General features: G+C 61.0%; 24 protein-coding genes. 15 read left to right on the top strand and 9 right to left on the bottom strand.

The window, feature by feature from the left end; genetic code table 11:
- Positions 1 to 19 precede the first annotated feature (19 nt).
- The 4 genes from purN to MHK00_RS10445 are packed head-to-tail and all read left to right on the top strand — an operon-like array spanning position 20 to position 3,805.
- The gene (gene purN, locus MHK00_RS10460; protein WP_251068576.1) at positions 20 to 628 is read left to right on the top strand and encodes a phosphoribosylglycinamide formyltransferase; all 609 of its coding nucleotides are present in this window, start codon (positions 20 to 22) and stop codon (positions 626 to 628) included.
- Positions 629 to 655: 27 nt separating this feature from the next.
- Positions 656 to 2,188 carry a bifunctional phosphoribosylaminoimidazolecarboxamide formyltransferase/IMP cyclohydrolase gene (gene purH, locus MHK00_RS10455; RefSeq protein ID WP_250411697.1) on the top strand — a complete coding sequence of 511 codons (1,533 nt, stop codon included), beginning with the start codon at positions 656 to 658 and terminating at the stop codon, positions 2,186 to 2,188.
- 15 nt (positions 2,189 to 2,203) lie between these two features.
- The gene (locus MHK00_RS10450; RefSeq protein ID WP_250411694.1) at positions 2,204 to 3,148 is read left to right on the top strand and encodes a serine hydrolase; all 945 of its coding nucleotides are present in this window, start codon (positions 2,204 to 2,206) and stop codon (positions 3,146 to 3,148) included.
- 24 nt (positions 3,149 to 3,172) lie between these two features.
- Positions 3,173 to 3,805 (top strand): hypothetical protein, encoded by a 633-nt coding sequence (locus MHK00_RS10445; RefSeq protein ID WP_049359251.1) that lies wholly within the window; start codon positions 3,173 to 3,175, stop codon positions 3,803 to 3,805.
- Between the two features lie 16 nt (positions 3,806 to 3,821).
- Here the strand turns inward: MHK00_RS10445 and MHK00_RS10440 are convergent, their stop codons facing one another.
- The 6 genes from MHK00_RS10440 to rpmB all read right to left on the bottom strand — a co-directional run bounded on the left by MHK00_RS10440 (position 3,822) and on the right by rpmB (position 6,644).
- Positions 3,822 to 4,538 carry a TetR/AcrR family transcriptional regulator gene (locus MHK00_RS10440; protein ID WP_005328098.1) on the bottom strand — a complete coding sequence of 239 codons (717 nt, stop codon included), beginning with the start codon at positions 4,536 to 4,538 and terminating at the stop codon, positions 3,822 to 3,824.
- A 102-nt stretch (positions 4,539 to 4,640) separates the two neighbouring features.
- Complete coding sequence (locus MHK00_RS10435; RefSeq protein WP_250411692.1) at positions 4,641 to 5,420, bottom strand: putative nucleotidyltransferase substrate binding domain-containing protein; 780 nt, start codon at positions 5,418 to 5,420, stop codon at positions 4,641 to 4,643.
- A gap of 241 nt (positions 5,421 to 5,661) precedes the next feature.
- Entirely contained in the window at positions 5,662 to 5,916 is a 255-nt protein-coding gene (gene rpsR, locus MHK00_RS10430) for a 30S ribosomal protein S18 (RefSeq protein ID WP_005279904.1), read from the bottom strand.
- Between the two features lie 15 nt (positions 5,917 to 5,931).
- Entirely contained in the window at positions 5,932 to 6,237 is a 306-nt protein-coding gene (gene rpsN / locus MHK00_RS10425; protein WP_005279906.1) for a 30S ribosomal protein S14, read from the bottom strand.
- A 3-nt stretch (positions 6,238 to 6,240) separates the two neighbouring features.
- Complete coding sequence (gene rpmG / locus MHK00_RS10420; RefSeq protein WP_005279910.1) at positions 6,241 to 6,405, bottom strand: 50S ribosomal protein L33; 165 nt, start codon at positions 6,403 to 6,405, stop codon at positions 6,241 to 6,243.
- A 2-nt stretch (positions 6,406 to 6,407) separates the two neighbouring features.
- On the bottom strand, positions 6,408 to 6,644 hold the full coding sequence (gene rpmB, locus MHK00_RS10415) for a 50S ribosomal protein L28 (RefSeq protein ID WP_005279911.1): 237 nt from the start codon (positions 6,642 to 6,644) through the stop codon (positions 6,408 to 6,410).
- 473 nt (positions 6,645 to 7,117) lie between these two features.
- Between rpmB and MHK00_RS10410 the strand changes: the two genes are divergently transcribed.
- The 7 genes from MHK00_RS10410 to MHK00_RS10380 all read left to right on the top strand — a co-directional run bounded on the left by MHK00_RS10410 (position 7,118) and on the right by MHK00_RS10380 (position 12,502).
- Positions 7,118 to 7,387 carry a type B 50S ribosomal protein L31 gene (locus MHK00_RS10410; RefSeq protein ID WP_005323793.1) on the top strand — a complete coding sequence of 90 codons (270 nt, stop codon included), beginning with the start codon at positions 7,118 to 7,120 and terminating at the stop codon, positions 7,385 to 7,387.
- 15 nt (positions 7,388 to 7,402) lie between these two features.
- Positions 7,403 to 7,576: a 50S ribosomal protein L32 gene (gene rpmF / locus MHK00_RS10405; RefSeq protein WP_005279913.1), complete on the top strand. Its 174-nt coding sequence runs from the start codon at positions 7,403 to 7,405 to the stop codon at positions 7,574 to 7,576.
- A gap of 166 nt (positions 7,577 to 7,742) precedes the next feature.
- Positions 7,743 to 8,441: a response regulator transcription factor gene (locus MHK00_RS10400; protein ID WP_005323792.1), complete on the top strand. Its 699-nt coding sequence runs from the start codon at positions 7,743 to 7,745 to the stop codon at positions 8,439 to 8,441.
- The gene (locus MHK00_RS11895) at positions 8,438 to 9,997 is read left to right on the top strand and encodes a HAMP domain-containing sensor histidine kinase (RefSeq protein ID WP_250411690.1); all 1,560 of its coding nucleotides are present in this window, start codon (positions 8,438 to 8,440) and stop codon (positions 9,995 to 9,997) included. Before MHK00_RS10400 ends, MHK00_RS11895 begins: the two co-directional genes overlap by 4 nt.
- A 109-nt stretch (positions 9,998 to 10,106) precedes the next feature.
- Complete coding sequence (locus MHK00_RS10390) at positions 10,107 to 11,573, top strand: S1C family serine protease (protein ID WP_250411688.1); 1,467 nt, start codon at positions 10,107 to 10,109, stop codon at positions 11,571 to 11,573.
- Positions 11,574 to 11,658: 85 nt separating this feature from the next.
- Complete coding sequence (locus MHK00_RS10385; RefSeq protein ID WP_179386229.1) at positions 11,659 to 12,267, top strand: MogA/MoaB family molybdenum cofactor biosynthesis protein; 609 nt, start codon at positions 11,659 to 11,661, stop codon at positions 12,265 to 12,267.
- 16 nt (positions 12,268 to 12,283) lie between these two features.
- The gene (locus MHK00_RS10380) at positions 12,284 to 12,502 is read left to right on the top strand and encodes a hypothetical protein (RefSeq protein ID WP_005323788.1); all 219 of its coding nucleotides are present in this window, start codon (positions 12,284 to 12,286) and stop codon (positions 12,500 to 12,502) included.
- 107 nt (positions 12,503 to 12,609) lie between these two features.
- Here MHK00_RS10380 and mscL read toward each other — a convergent pair whose 3' ends face one another.
- The 3 genes from mscL to MHK00_RS10365 form a co-directional block, all read right to left on the bottom strand.
- Entirely contained in the window at positions 12,610 to 13,101 is a 492-nt protein-coding gene (gene mscL, locus MHK00_RS10375) for a large-conductance mechanosensitive channel protein MscL (protein ID WP_040425139.1), read from the bottom strand.
- Between the two features lie 111 nt (positions 13,102 to 13,212).
- The gene (locus MHK00_RS10370; protein WP_250411722.1) at positions 13,213 to 13,905 is read right to left on the bottom strand and encodes an SAF domain-containing protein; all 693 of its coding nucleotides are present in this window, start codon (positions 13,903 to 13,905) and stop codon (positions 13,213 to 13,215) included.
- A gap of 63 nt (positions 13,906 to 13,968) precedes the next feature.
- Positions 13,969 to 14,544 carry a 5-formyltetrahydrofolate cyclo-ligase gene (locus MHK00_RS10365; RefSeq protein ID WP_250411686.1) on the bottom strand — a complete coding sequence of 192 codons (576 nt, stop codon included), beginning with the start codon at positions 14,542 to 14,544 and terminating at the stop codon, positions 13,969 to 13,971.
- Positions 14,545 to 14,611: 67 nt separating this feature from the next.
- On the opposite strand from MHK00_RS10365, the gene MHK00_RS10360 reads away from it, so the two are divergent.
- The 4 genes from MHK00_RS10360 to MHK00_RS10345 form a co-directional block, all read left to right on the top strand.
- Positions 14,612 to 15,538, top strand: a complete 927-nt coding sequence (locus tag MHK00_RS10360) for a UTP--glucose-1-phosphate uridylyltransferase (protein ID WP_179386230.1) — start codon at positions 14,612 to 14,614, stop codon at positions 15,536 to 15,538.
- Between the two features lie 56 nt (positions 15,539 to 15,594).
- Positions 15,595 to 16,905, top strand: a complete 1,311-nt coding sequence (gene glp / locus MHK00_RS10355; RefSeq protein WP_005329134.1) for a molybdotransferase-like divisome protein Glp — start codon at positions 15,595 to 15,597, stop codon at positions 16,903 to 16,905.
- Positions 16,905 to 17,615 carry a GNAT family N-acetyltransferase gene (locus MHK00_RS10350; RefSeq protein WP_250411684.1) on the top strand — a complete coding sequence of 237 codons (711 nt, stop codon included), beginning with the start codon at positions 16,905 to 16,907 and terminating at the stop codon, positions 17,613 to 17,615. Before glp ends, MHK00_RS10350 begins: the two co-directional genes overlap by 1 nt.
- Before the next feature lie 143 nt (positions 17,616 to 17,758).
- A partial coding sequence (locus MHK00_RS10345) for a SepX/GlpR family protein (protein ID WP_494546136.1) occupies positions 17,759 to 18,016 on the top strand: 258 nt, incomplete at its 3' end.

Below are 18,016 nucleotides of genomic sequence, written 5' to 3'. Positions count from 1 at the left end.
ATAGCGCGTGACTTCACCGATGCCTCCGCGCTATACCGCTGACCCTGAACGCCTCCGAGTGGTGGTGCTCGTTTCTGGAACGGGTTCCCTGCTACAAGCCATTGTGGATGCCCAGGCCGGGCATTACCAGGTAGTGAAGGTGGTGGCGGATAAGGAATGCCACGGTATTGCGCGCGCACAGGGCCACGGGATTGAAACCGAGGTCGTGGCGCTGGGTGCGGATCGCGCCGAATGGAATCAACGTCTGGTTGACGCAGTAGATGCTGCGCAGCCAGACGTTGTTGTTTCTGCGGGCTTTATGAAGATCCTGGGCCAGGAATTCTTGGACCGCTTCGAAGGCCGCACTATCAATACCCACCCGGCGCTACTGCCTGCCTTCAAGGGAGCGCACGCGGTGCGCGACGCCCTAGATTATGGCGTGAAGATCACTGGCTCTACCGTCCACTTTGTGGACGCGGGCGTGGATACCGGCTCCATTATCGCGCAGCGCCCCGTTGTCATTGACGCGGACGATGACGAGTCCACCCTCCATGAACGCATTAAACAAGTAGAGCGCGATCTCATCGTGGAGGTGCTGCGTGCAGCTAACGTCCACGACGAGAAACTAACTATTCAACTCGCAGACTAAGACTTTTCGAAAGGCTTAATCCTCCTCATGAGCGAAGACCGCAAGCAGGTAAAGCGCGCCCTTATCAGCGTGTACGACAAGACCGGGCTGGAGGATCTAGCCCGCGCCCTCGATAAGGCTGGCGTGGAAATCGTCTCCACCGGCTCCACCGCGAAGAAGATCGCTGACCTAGGCATCGAGGTCACTCCGGTAGAAAAGCTCACCGGCTTCCCGGAGTGCTTGGAAGGCCGCGTCAAGACGCTGCACCCGCGCGTGCACGCCGGCATCTTGGCCGATACCCGCAAGGAAGATCACCTCAACCAGCTCTCCGAGCTCGAGGTAGAGCCTTTCCAGCTCGTCGTGGTCAACCTGTACCCCTTCCGTGAGACGGTGGCCTCGGGCGCGGACTTTGATGGCTGCGTGGAACAGATCGATATCGGCGGCCCATCCATGGTGCGTGCGGCCGCCAAGAACCACCCGTCTGTTGCCGTTGTCGTGGATCCTTCCCGCTACGACGAGGCCGTGGAGGCCGTGAACAACGGTGGCTTCACCCTGGAGCAGCGCCGCGGCCTGGCGCGCGACGCCTTCCTGCACACCGCGGATTATGATGCTGCCGTCTCCGCGTGGTTCGTGGACCAGCTCAGCGAGGAGGGCCAAACCACCCCGCTGCGCTACGGCGAGAACTCTCACCAAGCGGCGACCGTCACCCGCATCGGTTCCAAGGGCCTTGCCAATGCCACCCAGTTCAATGGCAAGGAGATGAGCTACAACAACTACCAGGATGCGGATGCCGCGTGGCGCGCCGCATGGGATCACGAGCGCCCCTGCGTTGCGATTATCAAGCACACCAACCCCTGCGGCATTGCCGTGTCCGAGGAGTCCATCGCCGCCGCCCACCGCGCGGCGCACGCGTGCGACCCAATGTCCGCCTTCGGCGGCGTGATTGCCGTCAACCGCGAGGTCACCGTAGAGATGGCCGAGCAGGTTAAGGAGATCTTCACTGAGGTCATCGTCGCTCCTTCCTATGAGGACGGCGCCATCGAGGTGCTCAAGGCCAAGAAGAACCTGCGCGTGCTGCAGGCAGAGCACGAAGACCAGCACGAGGAGCGCAAGTACATCTCCGGCGGCGTGCTCACCCAAGAGCCAGACACCTACCAGGCCGAGGGTGATAACCCGGCCAACTGGACCCTGGCTGCGGGCGAGGCCCTCAACGAGTCCGACTTGGCTGAGCTCGAGTTCGCCTGGCGCGCCGTGCGCGCGGTGAAGTCCAACGCCATCTTGCTGGCCAAGGACAATGCCACCGTGGGCGTGGGCATGGGCCAGGTCAACCGCGTTGACTCCGCCAAGCTGGCCGTCGAGCGCGCCAACACCTTGGCCGATGGTGCCAACCGCACCGAGGGCTCCTTCGCCGCTTCTGACGCCTTCTTCCCGTTCGCCGATGGTTTGCAGGTGCTTCTCGACGCCGGCGTTAAGGCCGTTGTCCAGCCCGGCGGCTCCATCCGCGACGAAGAAGTCATCGCGGCAGCGAAGGAAGCCGGCGTTACTTTGTACCTGACCGGTACCCGCCACTTCGCGCACTAGCCTAAGCTAGACGCCATGACATTCCCTATCCGCCGGGCCTGGGGCCCGGCAGCCACCCTTATCGCCTGCGCGCTCACCCTGAGCGCCTGCGGCGACGAGGACGCGGCAGAAAATTCCCCTACCTTTGTCAACACCGAGGCCCGCGGCACGGCCGATCCCCTCTACGGTGAGACCACGTCCGCAGCGCCGGCGGCCTCATCCGCAGCACCAGCCGCCTCGTCTGCGCCTTCCTCTTCCACGGAGCCATCGGCCGCGGCACCCGCCGGTGACGTCCAAGCCGTGCTTGACCGCATCGTGGCCGAACACGGCGATGTGGGCATCGCCGTATCCGATGGCACCACCACCATTGAAGCGGGGCGCACCGCTCCCGAAGCCGCGTGGTCAACCTCCAAGGTGCCGGTGCTCATCGCGGCGAATCGCACGGGTGTGGCCGATAGCCAGCTAGTGTCCTCTGCAATCACCTACTCCGATAACGAGGCCGCCAAGGCCGCGTGGGCGGGGCTAGGGGAGGGCACCGCCGCCGCGCAGGCCGCACAAAGCGTCATTGCGGAGGCGGGCGATACCGCCACCCAAGTCCAATCCCAGGTCACCCGCCCGGAATTCACGGCCTTTGGCCAAACCATGTGGAGCGTGGGCAACCAAGCAAAGTTCATGGCCGGGGTGCGCTGCGTTGAAGGAGCCCAGCCGATTATCGACGCCATGGGTGTCGCCGATCCCGCCCAAGCCTACGGCCTGCGCACCCTACCGGGCGCCTTGATGAAGGGCGGCTGGGGCCCGAGCCCCGCCGGCGCCTACGACGTGCGGCAGATGGGCATTGTGCAGCTGGGCGGGCACGACGTCGCCGTGGCGCTGATTGCCTCGTCTCCTGATGGCCAGTACGCCTCCACCCAAACGGTGCTTACCTCCATGGCCGAAGCCCTAGCGCAGGCCGAAACCCAGTGGCCCAGCCCCGCCTGCTAAGCCTGTCAGTAGAAAGGAAAACTCATGACTTCTCGCTTAAGCCTCCGCCCGATTATTGCCGCAGGCGTCGTTCCGCTCGTGGCCGCCAGCCTCGCGCTGAGCGGTTGCAGCGACTCCACGGACGAAAACGCCCCGAGCTTCAAAGGCGAGGGTAGCGGCATGACCACGGTGAATAACTCCGACAAAGAAGAGGAGAACGCTGAGGAAACTACGGCCGCCCAAAAGACCGTAACCAAGGAAGAGGAAGCCCCAGAGGAACCGCCGGTAGTCACGGTCACGCAGACGGAAAAGCAGGAGGCCCCGTCGTCCACCGGTGGGGGTCAGAAGACTGGTGTGGGAAACTACATTTCTGACTTCAATGAGTACGGATGGCTCGATGGCGGCTACGCCAACTGTCAGCGCTTTGAGCGTGCCTTGTTCGCTGGGTCTGGTCCTGACGGCAGGGTTATCATTTGCGAGACCGGAGGTGGCTACAAGTTCTATCGCTCGTCGATGTTTGATGGCCAGTTTGAATCGGGTGACGTTACCCAAGACGGCAATAACTACTACGTCAATGCGGATCCGTCGATCATTGTGGTGACGCCGAGTGGCGTAAGCGTGCGCGAGGGCGGCGGATTGGCCGCCACGGGCGAGTTCACGGAGTCGTGGCAGCGCTAACGCGGAAAACGAGGGGCTAGCGCGACTTCTTCTTGCGGTCGGCCGCAGCAGCGGCGGCCGCAGAGATGGAGTCGTTGCGGTTCTTCAGCAGCTCCAAGGTAGTTTCCTCGGCGTTTTCGGGGACGGAGGCGCCAAGGACGGCCAAGGCGGCGTCGGCAAGCATGGCGGCAGTCTCCGGAACCGACTGGGAAGCGTCGAACGGCGGTGTGCCGTTATTGGGGCGCATTTCAATCACGGACAGTGCGATGTGGAAGGGCAGCTCCACGCGGGGGTCATCCTCACCCACAATGGCGGCGGCGGTGGAGCGGAAATGATTCTGCAGGCGGTCGCGCGACTCGTGATACTCGGAGAACTCCGAGGAATTGGCCACCGGCAGCTGATACAGGCGGCCCACGTTCCAGCCACTGGTGAGCAACAGACGCGACTCTGCGGCGACCAAAGACCACAGGCGCTGTGCCGGGTCCGCGTCGGTGCCCGCCAACTCATCGGCCAACTCCAAGGAGGGCTCGATGGTGGAATTGAGCAGCGTCAGGAAAATCTCCGTCTTGGACGGGAAGTGGTAGTACAGCGACGCCTGACGGATACCCACTGCGTCTGCGATCTGGTGCGTGGACGTGGTAGCAAAACCCTGAGTAGTGAAAAGCTCGGAGGAGGCGTCCAAAATCTCCTCACGGGCGCTATTGCCCCTGCGCCGCGGGCTGTGTTTACGCGGCCTACCGACATTGCCTGCCATGCGGTGGGACGCCTCCTTTCACAAAAGAGAAATCGCTTTTAATAATCAACTGTACAATCTTATGCCCGACTAGGTACTGCTTCCGAATCCGCACCGTAGAGACTATTTATATTCTTCCGTCCGCCGGGAAATAGACTCAAACGCCGCCGAGACAATGCGGCACGCGGAGCCATAAGCAGTGCGGTCCAACGGGGGGAGATCGCGCAGCGTGGCCGGGCGATCGCTAACGCCCTCATACCAACGGCGCAACTCTAACGCATAACCGGTGCGCCACGCTAGGTCCAAAGACTCTGCGTCTGCGGCGCTGAGGAGATCGCGTTCCACGCCAATCGCCAGGCGATCCACCGTCGGGCGCGGCCCCGGTGCCGCCCAGCGCGCGATAGCTGCGATGGGGGAGAGCAGCGTGGCCTTAATATCGACCGCTGCATCGCGGTCCGGCAGGCCATCGACCATCGTGAGGGCAGGCGGGCGCTGGGCCAAGGCTTCTTCCAGTAGTGCTTGTTCTCCGCCGTTGCCGAGGGGCAGGCCGGCGTCGACGCGGGCGGCGATGGAATCGGCGGCTACCTGAGCCTGGAGGCCAACATCTGCGAAGACCTCCTGGAGATCAACATCGTCGCCCATCCACTCCACGGGCATAGACGGCAGCTGGTCGCCGCGGGCCGCAGCGCCGCTGAGGCGGACCGGGGAGTTCACCCCTGGGGAGCGAACAATATCCGTAATCAGCCGGGAATACCAGTGGGCCAATTCGATCTCATTGTCCTGGTGGGCGACCGCATTGCGCAAAATATCTTGGGCCTCTGCGAGCAGTCCGCGGGCCGTAGCGCGGGACTGGCAGTGCGGGGCGAGCTCAGAAAGATCGAGTAGGGATTGGTGCAGGGCCATTGCTCACTGCCTTTCACTAGTGCGGGGCCGGTGCCTCCCCGCCGGCTGCGGGGTGCACGAATGCTTTCAATCTAACACTTCGGCTCTGTGATCCGGGCATGTGGGCCGGGTGGAAGGAGTGGGAGGGCCAAAACGACTTTCGCCGCCTGCCCTCGAGGAGGGAGGCGGCGAAAGCTTATGGTTCTTTTACCGTGTCACACTTGCCAGCGGCAAAAGTGCGCTGTTGATACCCAGCTACTGTTTAGCGGGTGGTGAACGGCAGGAGAGCCATTTCGCGTGCGTTCTTGACTGCGGTAGCAACCTGACGCTGCTGCTGCGGGGTCAGACCGGTGACGCGACGGGAACGGATCTTGTGACGATCCGAGATGAACAGACGCAGAGTCTTGGTGTCCTTGTAGTCCACCTTCTCGATGCCCTCAGCCTTCAAAGGGTTCTTCTTTGGGCGACGGCTCTGCTCCATACGGAACTTCTTTTGGTTATTGCGCTTATTAGCCATTGTGCAATTACCCCTTTACCAGCTGGACTTACGAACGCCCGGCAGCTCACCACGGTGAGCCATGCCGCGCATACGGACACGGGACAGGCCGAACTTGCGGAGGTAACCGCGTGGGCGGCCATCGGCAGCGTCACGGTTACGTACGCGGGCTGGGGAAGCGTCACGAGGCTGGCGGTTCAGCTCGAACTGAGCCTCCAGGCGCTCCTCATCCGGGGTGTTCGGGTTCTTAATGATCTTCTTGAGCTCAGCGCGACGCTCCGCGTAGCGGGCGACGATTTCCTTGCGCTGCTCGTTCTTAGCGATCTTGGACTTCTTAGCCATTGATTATCGCTCCTCGCGGAATTCGACGTGCTTGCGGGCAATCGGATCGAACTTCTTCAAGGTGATGCGATCCGGGTTGTTGCGCTTATTCTTACGGGTCACGTAGGTGTAACCGGTGCCCGCAGTGGACTTAAGCTTGATGATTGGGCGGATATCGTTACGTGCCATACTTAAATCTTCTCCCCACGTGCGCGAATCTTAGCCACAACGGACTCGATGCCATCGCGGTCGATGATCTTCATGCCCTTGGTGGAAACATTCAGGGTGATGGTACGGCCCTCAGAGGGCAGGTAGTAGCGACGACGCTGCACGTTGGGGTTCCAACGGCGCGAAGTGCGGCGGTGCGAGTGCGAGACCTGCTTGCCGAATTCCGGCTTGCGGCCCGTTACCTGGCAAATAGCCGACATGGGTCTTCTTTCTCCTAGCCGCCCACATCATGGCTATAGACAATGAAGCGCCGACTGCCGTGTGAGGGTGGCAGTGCTCAAAAGTGAGGTGTGAGCGGGTGCGGCGCCATTGTCAAACACCAGTAGACGGGGCGTAAAACGTATATTTTGACAACAGCAAGGGAAAATCTTACAGCCTCGGACGCGAATTACCTAATCGCTATCTTGCTGTGGCAAGTGAGCCGTTTGCCGTGCTGGGGTGGTGTTTGCCTGTGGGGTGCCGCCAAGCGTGATGCAAGAAACGTGAGTGAAATGTGTGGTCGCCGCTGGTCGGGGATTTCGTATATGGGTTAGTTGACTGTAGGATAATTCAGGTTGTTGACCCGTGCCACGCGGCGCGCGGTTAACAGAGTGAAATTTGTACGTCCCAACTCGGGCACGATCCTCACTAAGCGTGTGGAACCGACCCGTAGTCCAACCCTGAGGGAATATATATGAAGAAAGATATTCACCCGGATTACCACCCGGTAGTCTTCCGCGATGCTGGTACCGGTCACTCCTTTTTGACCAAGTCCACCGCTTCCTCCGACCGCACCGTTGAGTGGGAAGACGGCAACGAGTACCCCCTGATCGTCGTTGACGTTACCGCTGAGTCCCACCCGTTCTGGACTGGTGCACAGCGCGTTATGGATACCGCCGGCCGCGTCGAGCGCTTCAACCAGCGCTTCGGTGGCATGGCACGCCGCAAGAAGAAGAACGCGTAAGGAGGAGAGTAGAAAATGGCAACTCCTAAGTTTAAGAAGTCCCGTGCGAACACCCACGCACGCCGTTCCCAGTGGAAGGCTGACAACGTAGCCCTCCAGGAAGTCACCATCGACGGCCAGACCGTTCGCATCCCGCGCCGCCTGGTTAAGGCTGCCAAGCTGGGCCTGGTTGACGTAGAGCAGTTCTAAGCTCGCTCTTAAATCTCCCCGTCCGCTCTCCTTAGAGGGCTGGGCGGGGATTTTTTAGCTTTAGAAACCTCCTATAAGCATGTTTTAACCGTATTTGGGGGGCTATGGGGGGTAAATATTTCTCTTAACTTCATGAAGTTGACTGCCATCAGTAATAATTAGGACTATGAAAATCCTTGTGGTGGATGATGAACAAGCCGTCCGCGAATCGCTACGCCGTTCCCTACGTTTTAACGGCTACGAAGTGCTGACCGCTAACGACGGCCTGGAAGCCGTCGAGACGGTGCGCGCTGAGAATCCAGAATTGTTGATTCTGGACGTCATGATGCCCAACATGGATGGCCTTGAGGTATGCCGCACCCTGCGCAGTGAGGGTTGGGACCGTCCAATCCTCGTGCTGACTGCGCGCGATGGTGTTTCGGACCGTGTGGCTGGCCTCGATGCCGGCGCGGATGATTACCTGCCAAAGCCATTCGCATTGGAAGAGCTCTTGGCCCGCGTGCGCTCCTTGGTACGGCGTGCCTCTGCAGATTCCATCGCGGCTGAAGCCCCGGTGGAAAGCAAGCTCAGCTTCGAGGACCTTGAGCTTGACGCCGATACCCGCGAAGTAAGCCGCGGTGGCCGCGCCATTTCCTTGACCCGCACCGAGTTTGCGCTGCTGCAATTGCTGATGGAAAATCCCCGCAAGGTTCTCTCCCGCAGCAAGATCCTGGAAGAGGTATGGGGTTACGATTTCCCTACCTCCGGCAATGCTCTCGAGGTCTATATCGGCTACCTGCGTAAGAAGACCGAGGGCGAGGGCGACGCTCGCCTCATCCACACCGTCCGTGGTGTGGGCTATGTTTTGAGGGAGTCTAATCCGTGATTTTAAGGAAGCCCGCTTCCCTTGCGGTGGCTTCCGGGAAAGCACAGTCCACCCCTCTTACCGAGTTCTCTGATAGTCAGGGGAGTTGGGCTTCACGGGCGCCACTGCGGTGGCGCCTTGCTACTGTTACTGGCCTTGTGGTGGCCGTAGCCGTTGCCTTGATGACGTTGGCAACGTATTGGGTAGTTTCTATGTCCCTTACCGCCTCCGTCGATGACCGCTTGGAGGCCAAGGCCGATGTCTTGTTGCGGCAAAGCCAAGACCCGCGGTTCATGGATAACGTGGACCAGGAAATCGAGGACTTTAAGTCCTATAACCCTGGCACCCGTGTAGCCCTATCACCGCCCTCCATGAGCTTTTCCTACGGCGATACTATTCCTGTGGGCGGGGACTTCCACCGGACGGAGGATTACACGGAAACTTCCGTGCGTACCGTCGGCGGCGAGCGAGTACTGGCCAAGCGCCATGATCTCGGCTCTACTGTGGTCGTCGCTCAGTCTCTCGCTGCTACGCAAGAGCTCATCGCCATCTTGGGCACGGTGCTTCTGATTATCGTTGCTCTTGGCATCGTGCTCGCCATTTTTGCGGGCCTCATCGTGTCCAAAACCGGTATGCAACCCATCGCCCGGTTGAAGCGAGCGGTGGATTACGTGACGCAGACCAACGACCTGCGACCTATCGAGGTCTCCAATAACGACGAGATGGCGCAGTTGACCACCTCCTTTAACCAGATGCTGGAGGCACTGCAGGAATCCCGCTCGCAGCAGTCTCAGTTCGTAGCCGATGCCGGACACGAGTTGAAGACCCCGCTGACATCTATGCGTACCAATATTGAGCTTTTGATGATGCTCAATCGCGCCGGTGGTGGCTTTGGCATGAGCGACGAGGACCGCAAGGACCTCGAGGATGACGTCATGTCCCAGATGAACGAGCTCTCCACTTTGATCGGTGACCTCGTTGACTTGGCGCGCGAGGACGGCAATGAGCGCGAACCGGAGCCGGTTGACCTGTGTGAAGTTATGATGGCTTCGCTGGAGCGTGCGCGCCGCCGCCGTCCCGATGTGGAGTTCTTGGTGCGCTTTATCCCGTGGGAGCTGGACGGCGACCCGTTCGCATTGGGCCGCGCCACGCTTAACCTCATGGATAATGCGGCTAAGTGGTCGCCGGCTACTGGCACGGTGCGCGTGTCTATGGAGCAGCTATCCACCCACGAGGTGCGCCTGCGCTTTGATGACTCTGGGCCTGGCATTGCGCCGGAGGAGAGGGAGAAGGTCTTTGAGCGCTTCTATCGTTCGGCAGAAGCGCGCTCTATGCCGGGCTCGGGCTTGGGCTTGGCCATTGTGAAATCGGTGATTGAACGTCACGATGGCACCATCAAGATCCGCGAGTCTAATGATGGTGGTACCCGCATGGAAGTCATCTTGCCGGGCAAGCCTGTGCCGGGTGAGATCTACGTGGACGGTTTGGCAGACCCGCATGAGGGGCTGCCGAGCGGTAAGGAAGACCCGAGCGACCGCGGTGAAATCTTTGCGCAGCGCTGGTTCAATCAGGGCTAGCGTACAAGCGTTTATACTGGTGAGGTAATACAGCAACCTTTCAGGAATTCCTAGTAGGTTGGCAGATCAGTATCAGTCTTGACCAAGCGAAGTGAGGCATAGTTTTCTCATGAACATGAGGAATGACGATTACCGCGGCTTTGATGGAAACTCCCCGGAGGGAGTGTCCCAGGAAGGTCCGGGTAGGGCCGAGCCGGTTCAGGGTGGTCCGAACTTTGGAGAAACCAACCAGCAAGATGCCGTGGCTGGCAATGCTGGACCCTACAGCGGCGACACTGGTCCTTATAGTGGCGCTGACGCGCAGGCACAAGAGACTGGCTCCTATTCACAAGGCTGGAATCAGCCGCGCGGCGGTGCTGAAGGCGATGACCCACGAACACTAGGTTCGCTCGGGCCGTACCCGAACGGCCCACAGACCCAAAGCTTTAGCGGTCAGGGACAGGAAGGCCCGATGGTCACCCCTCTTCCTCCGCAGCCGGAGCAAAAGAAGAAAATCGGCTTGGGTGCCGCCACCGCTTTGGCGGCCGTTGCCGCCATCGCCGCAGGCTCGATTGCCGGTGCTGCGGTCGGTATGAGTTCCGGGGGAGGCAATAACGATACCTCTGTAGTCAATGAAGCCCTCAAGGCTGAGCCGGCCAACAATAGCACCGGTAAGGAACCGGAGCAGGGTTCCGTTGAAGAAGTTGCCTCTAAGGTTTTGCCGGCGGTGGTTTCTATCCAGACGATGACTCGTACTGGTGGGGCTGAAGGCTCCGGTTCTGTCATCTCCCCAGATGGTTATGTACTGACCAACCACCACGTGGTTGCCGGTGCTGAGCACGGTGGCATGATGCAGGTGACCATGAATGACGGCAGCAAGCATGAAGCTGACGTGGTGGCCTCGGATGCGAATACGGACGTAGCCATCGTGAAGATCAAGGACGTCAAGGACCTGCCCTTCTTGCAGTTCGGCGACTCCGATTCCGTTGCCGTGGGTCAAGAGGTGGTGGCCGTGGGCTCACCTTTGGGCCTGAACGCTACCGTGACCTCGGGCATCGTGTCGGCAAAGAACCGTCCCGTGCGCGCGTCCCAGGAGGGTGGCGAGTCCTCATTGATTGACGCCATTCAGACCGATGCTGCGGTAAACCCTGGCAACTCCGGTGGCCCGCTGGTGGATCGAGACGGCAATATCGTGGGCATGAACTCCATGATTGCTTCGCTGTCTAATGACTCCTCCGGCGAGGGCGGCTCCATTGGCTTGGGCTTTGCAATTCCATCCAACTTTGCCAAGCGCATGGCAGATGAGCTCATCAATGACGGCAAAGTTTCCCACCCAACCCTTGGCGTGAAGGTGCTAGCGCGCGACGACGGCAATGGTGCCCGCATCGCCGAGGTAGAGCCGGGCGGTCCAGCAGATAAGGCGGGCTTGAAGGATGGCGACATTGTCACCCGCGTCAACGATCGCCTGATTGAAAACGCTGATGCGCTCATCGCGGCGGCGCGATCGCAGGACTTTGGCGCGACGGTGACCTTGGAGGTTACCCGCGAAGACTCGGATGATTCTCGTCAGGTAGAGGTAACCCTCTCAGGCGAGTAAATTACTGTGCAAGACCTCATTAGGTGCTGAATGCGCCGTACCTCACCCCGCCATAAGGCCGTACTGCCTTAACTTAAGGAGAAAAATGCCAGATTCGCAGCACGATGTGACCGACTCCGCGCAGCCCGACGGCGCGAATAAGCGCGATTCCTTGATGGATGTTGCCGAACCCGATGATGCCTTCCTGTTGGCAAGCGAGCAGGAGGATAGCCTTGCCGCCCCGCGCCGCGGGCTCATCGTTATTGTCACCGATCATCCTGGTGAGCAATCCGATAGCACTTCGCAGCTGGTAAGCGAGTTGCTCGCGGAGGCCAATTTCCGCGTTGATGGCGCCATCGTGGTGCGTTCCAAGAAGTCCAAGATCCGCCAGGCCATTGAGACCGCCGTGGTCGGTGGCGTGGACTTGGTTCTCACCGTGGGCGGCACCGGCGTAGGCCCGCGCGATAAGACTCCGGAGGCTACCCGATCCGTCATTGACAAGATGGTCCCGGGCGTGGCTCAAGCTTTGCGTTCTTCTGGCCAAGCCTGTGGCGCGGTGGATGCCTGCACGTCTCGCGGCCTATCGGGCGTTTCGGGCTCTACCGTCGTGGTCAACCTTGCCTCCTCCCGCGCTGCGGTCCGCGATGGCATGGCTACCTTGGCGCCTCTGGTGCACCACCTGATTGACCAGCTGCAGCAATCGAGCGTCCAGTAATCGCAGGGCATTTACTATGACGTCGCGGAGAAATCGCCGGCGAGTATTCCGCCAATCCGATGCTGCCGACTATGACCGTAGTGCTGATAAGCCCGGCGCACCCGCTTCCCACGGTGTTGATGAAGAGAGAATCGTTACCGTCGATGACGCGGATTCGGTGGCGGCAGAGGGGGAGTCCGGTCAGCGCGATGAACAGTTCTACCGAGAAAACCAGCCCCCACACTACGGCGGCTAGTGCTTAGGGCGGGCCGCAGGTAGGTAGCTACAGAGGTATACAAAAGCCCGTGGTTTCTTCCGAAGAATGAAACCACGGGCTCTGTGCTGCGCAGGCAGCGAAGGGAACTAGGCCTGGTGGCGGCCGCCGCCGGTAGAACCGTAATCGGCGTCGGTAGCACCGCGGGTGGAACCGTCGATGCCGGTACCCGGGATGTCCTTATCGGAGACATTCTGGGCCTCGAGCAGGTCGCGGATTTCCGCGAGCAGTTCCTCGGAGGTTGGGGCAGGGGCCTCAGGGTCCACACCGTGGCGGCGCTTAGCGGCCTCGGTGAGCTTGTTGATCGGCATGACGATGAGGAAGTAGACCACTGCGGCGATGATGAGGAAGTTAATCGCTGCGGAGATGACGGCGCCGAAGTCCACGAAGGTGTTTTCGGCATCTGTGATGTGGAAGCCAACGGCACCAACCTCAGCGGAGCCGAGGGAGTTAATGATCGGCTGGATGATGGAGTCCGTGACGGACTTGACGATTGCGGTGAAGGCAGAACCAATGATGACTGCGGTGGCAAGTTCGATGACGTTGCCGCGCATGATGAAGTCTTTGAAACCCTTAAGCATGGTGATATGCACAAACCTTTCTGGGAATAACTAAGGATAGTTAACAACCATGGACATGGCGAAACTTTAGTGCAGGTGGCAACCACCTACAACTGTTGTGTTTGAAAAGGTCTAGTTCTGCTGTGGGTGGGCGCGGTCACCCACAATAACGACTGTGAGTGGCTGGCTTAACGACGCCGCGGCTACATCATTGGCGTGGTTATGGGGCAGCGCGAGCAAAACAGTAGAGGAAGAGGCCTCGCCTTCGGCGCTAGAGGTCGACACCACGCGCCCGCCGGTGGCGATAACGCGCGCGGTGGGCGTTGTGGGCGCCTCGCCCTCTCCAACATCAGAAGGGGAGGAGGCGGCATCGACGGCGGTTACCACGTCCACGGTATCGCCATGGTGTAGGTGGGGGATGATGTCTGGCTCGGCGAGCTTGACCGGGATCATCCGCGCGGCCGCGTCTTCGGAGCCGCCCACCAAGCTAGAGACAAGTTCTTCTCCTAGAAGGCGAGCATCGGTAATCACCTCGCCCCTGCCGGCTGCGGCGGTAATCACGCGACCAGTAAGTTCTTCTGGCTTTGCCGCTACCGCGGAATCGGGGATGGAGGAGGAAGGAAGGCGGGCCAAGTCGACGTCGGCAAGCGCCAGCTCCGCGCCCGCAGGCAGATCGCGGCTAAAGACGGGAACGCGCGGCAGTTCCTTGGCCGCAGATAAGGCCGAAGCCAGCGCGGCAATAAGAAGGGCCACCGCAATGGCGCGGCGCACTACAACGCCGCGGCGGTGGCCAGGGGTACGAAGGGTGGAAACGAGGCGGGGCATACGCGAAGTGGGCATACTCTTTTAGACTGCCCGAAACCGCGCATGGTTCCCGCACCCTAAAAACTAGAAGCGGGTGATGCCCTCTGCGGTGACGGCGGCATCAACCTTGCGGTCATGGTCCTCGGTAGGCAGCTCGTCTAGGAATTCGGAGGGGTAGACCATGGCGAAAACCGGCGGCTTGCCGTGGGGAAGCGGCTCTAGCGCGCGGTCATAGTAGCCGCCGCCCTTGCCCATGCGGTTGCCCTTGGCATCTACTGCCATGGCAGGGGCGAGCACCAGGTCGCACTCGGCCAGCACGCTGCTATCAAAGCTTGGGCCCTGGGGCTCATTCAATCCCAGTGGGCTGGTGTGCATGGCTTCCTTGTCGCGGTATTCGGCAAAGGTCAACGTGCCATTCTCGCCGGAAATTGGCAGGAGGACGCGGGAGACATGCGCCTTGAGCCACGGCACAAAGTCCGCACCGCCGGGCTCGGAGCCCAAAGGCCAGTAGGCGGCCACGGTCATGGACTCGGTGAGCTCGGATTCGAGATGCTTGCGCACGGCGGCGGTGAAAGCATCGTGGTCCTCGGAGGAAAGTTCGCGGCGGGCCTGGACCAAGCGGGCGCGCAGCTCGTTTTTGGCGGTGATGGAAGAGGTCATAAATAAATCATAACCCCGCGGCGTAGCGGTGCACGGGAAAATAATGTGGCGTTGTACGCTATTGTGCATGGCTATAGAACGCGAAGATTCCGCCCGCGGAATCACCACGGTTGTAGTTCCAGCGGCAGGTATGGGCACCCGATTTTTGCCCGCCACCAAGACGGTTCCCAAGGAACTGCTGCCCGTTGTTGATACTCCCGGCATCGAACTCATCGCAGAGGAGGCGGCCTCTGTCGGCGCGCGCCGCCTTGCGGTGATTACCGCGCCCGATAAGCAAGAAGTCATGCGTCACTTCGAGGCATTCCCCGAGCTGGTAGAGACCCTTGAATCCCGCGGCAAGGACGAGCAGGTGGCCAAGGTCAAGCGCGCCAACCAGATCATTCACCCCGTTGCGGTGGAGCAGGAAAAGCCGCTGGGCTTGGGCCACGCGGTGGGCCTTGCAGAAGAGGTGCTTGGGGAAGACGAGGATTCCTTCGCCGTCATGCTCCCTGATGACATTGTGCTGCCCGCCACCGTCATGGCGGATATGGCGCGTGTGCGCGCGGCATTGGGCGGCAGCGTGCTGTGCGCCTTCGAGGTCCCGCGCGAGCAGACCTACAACTACGGCGTCTTTGACGTGGAGGATACCGATGCCCCTGGCGTGAAGAAGGTCGTGGGCATGGTGGAAAAGCCGGCGGTAGAGGATGCCCCTTCTAACCTCGTGGCCACCGGCCGCTACCTTTTGGACCGCAAGATCTTTGATGCCCTGCGCCGTATTAAGCCAGGCAAGGGTGGCGAGCTGCAGCTTACCGACGCCATCGAGCTCCTCATTGAGGAAGGCGAGCCCGTCCACGTGGTAGTCCACCAAGGAAAGCGCCATGATTTGGGCAATCCCGGCGGCTATATCCCCGCCAACGTGGACTTTGGCCTGCGCGATGAAAAGTATGGTCCCACGCTGTATAAAGCGATTAAGCAAATCATGGCCGAGTATGAGGACGAGCACGGCCTAGCCTAGGGATTCTTCCCAGTGGCCAAGGACGTGGAAGCGAAGAAAGGGCGGGCATAGACCTTATGCGTTCAGTTGATGACCAGTTGGCGCTGGTAACGGATGCGGCGACGACGCCGGAGCCGGTGCGCATCGGTATTTCCAACGCGCTGGGTTTGATGTGCGCCGAGCAGGTACAGGCTAATCAACCCCTGCCGGGGTTCCCGCAGGCGGCTATCGACGGCTACGCGGTGCGCGCCGTGGATATCGGTGGCGAGCGGGGCCTGCGGGTGCGCCGCCACAAGGACCAGGAAGAACAGTCCGCCGAGGGCGAAGAGGATGCGGATTCCCCGCAGCCGGAGGTAGAGCGTTCCTTGCCCGTGGTGGGTGAGGTTCCGGCCGGCTCCAAGCAGCCGCTGCGCCTGCAACCTAAGCAAGCGGTGCGCGTATATACGGGTGCGCCTTTGCCCACGCTTGCCGACGCCGTCCTTCCCCTCGAGTGGACCGACCGCGGTCGCAAGCGCGTTACCGCCCACCGCCCGGTGCGCTCTGGTGACTTTGTGCGCCGAGTGGGCGACGATATCCAGCCTGGTGATGTCGCCGTATCCTCCGGCACCGTCTTGGGTCCAGCTCAGATTGGCCTTCTAGCCGCGGTAGGCCGCTCAAAGGTGCTGGTGTACCCGCGGCCGCGTATTACCATTATTTCTTTTGGCCGCGAGTTGGTTGACTTGGACCAAGAACCGGCACTGGGCCAGGTTTTTGACGTGAACTCTTATTCCTTGGCCGCCGCGGCCCGCGAAGCCGGGGCGGAGGTGCACCGCGTGGGCATTGCCGAGGGCGAGCCGCGCCGCATCCGCGAAGCATTGGAAAAGCACATTGCCCGCAGCGAGGTGCTGGTTATCTCCGGCGCAGTGGGCGGCGCTGGCGCCGAGGCCATTCGCGAGATCCTCGACGATCTTGGTGATGTCGATACCTCCCGCGTGGCCATGCACCCCGGCTCCGTCCAAGGCTTTGGGCTGGTGGGAGAGGAGCGCATTCCTACCTTCTTGCTGCCGTCCAATCCGGTGTCCGCGCTTGTGGTCTTTGAGGTATATATCCGCCCGCTCATCCGCTTGGCGCTGGGCAAGCGCAATGCGCACCGCCGCGTGGTGCGTGCGCGCGCGTTGAACCACATCGATTCCCGCCCCGGCCGGCGCGGCTTCATCCGTGCTCGCCTGATGCGCGATGCCGAAACCGCGGACTACTTGGTGGAAGGCCTCGGCGGTGCCGCAGGTGCCCCAGCCCACCTCTTGGCCGGCCTCTCAGAGGCCAACGCCATGATTCGCGTGCCGGAAGAGGTCACCGAAATCCGCCCGGGCGATGTGGTTGATGTGTTGTTTTTGACCCAGCGCAGCTAATGCTCGATCCCTTCGGCAACGCGGCGGATAGGTTCCGCCATCCTGCTACCGGCCCCGCCGATGACATGCATCCAGGGTGGCCGGAATCCACTCCTATTGTCCAGCTTCCCTCCTCTTCTGTCTTTCCCTCGGGGGCGCGGATGCGTTTGCGCCCCCTGCTGCGTTCCGACGGCCACGAGTGGCGGCGTCAGCGCATCGACGATGAATGCTTCCTCCGCCCGGTCGAGCCGACCCAAGCCGCACCGTGGGCGGCGGCGCATAGCCAGCAGGCGTGGTGGAATCACCTGATGTACCTGCGCACCGCCGCGCGTGAGGCGCTGGTGATCCCGCTTGTCATTGAGGTGGAGGGAAAGTTCGCCGGGCAGGTGACCCTAGGAAATATTCAGCATGGCAGCATTCGCGATTGCTGGATTGGCTACTGGGTCTATTCCGCGGTGCATGGCGCCGGAGTGGCTACGGCGGCCACCGCCTTGGGCGTAGACCACGCCTTTGAGCGGGTGGGCCTACACCGGGTGACCGCTACCTATCTAGAGCACAACCCTGCCTCGGGCCGCGTCTTGGCCGCCAACGGGTTCCGGCATGAGGGGTATTTGCGGCGCAATCTGCATATCAACGGCGCGTGGCAGGACCACCACTACGTGGCGTTGGTGAAAGAAGACTTTGCCTCTACGGCGGTGGAGCGCCTGCGCCAAGCTGGCCGGCTGGCGTGAAATAGCGTCCCATTCGCTGGGAACTTGACCTCAATTTTCACATAAGTCACAACATTGTAATTTGTGCGAATTTGGGGTGCTACGGTGCGGTTTCACCGTTTAAGGTGGAGTAATCATCTGTATTCAAGGGGAAGGTCCTTTTCGTGTCGACAGCTGTGCCGATTATCGCGATCATCGTGGTGTGGCTCTTCGTACTCGCACCGTGGCTACTGGGTAGGAATAACCGCCCAATGAGCCATACCGGTGAGGCCTTTGAAGATACCCGGGTCCTCTTTGAAGGAGATTCCGGCAAGGTCGCTGGCCGGCGTCGTCCGCGCCTGCGTGCCGGCGACGTCCACCGCCGTGACGATGAGGACGAGGCGGACTACGAAGTCGTCGAGGCTGCAGACGCTGCCAACAGT

The sequence above is a fragment of the Corynebacterium tuberculostearicum genome (assembly GCF_022347385.1).
Lineage (GTDB): Bacteria > Actinomycetota > Actinomycetes > Mycobacteriales > Mycobacteriaceae > Corynebacterium > Corynebacterium tuberculostearicum_M.
Note: the sequence above shows the minus strand (reverse complement) of the source record. Positions and strands in the feature narration are given on the sequence as shown.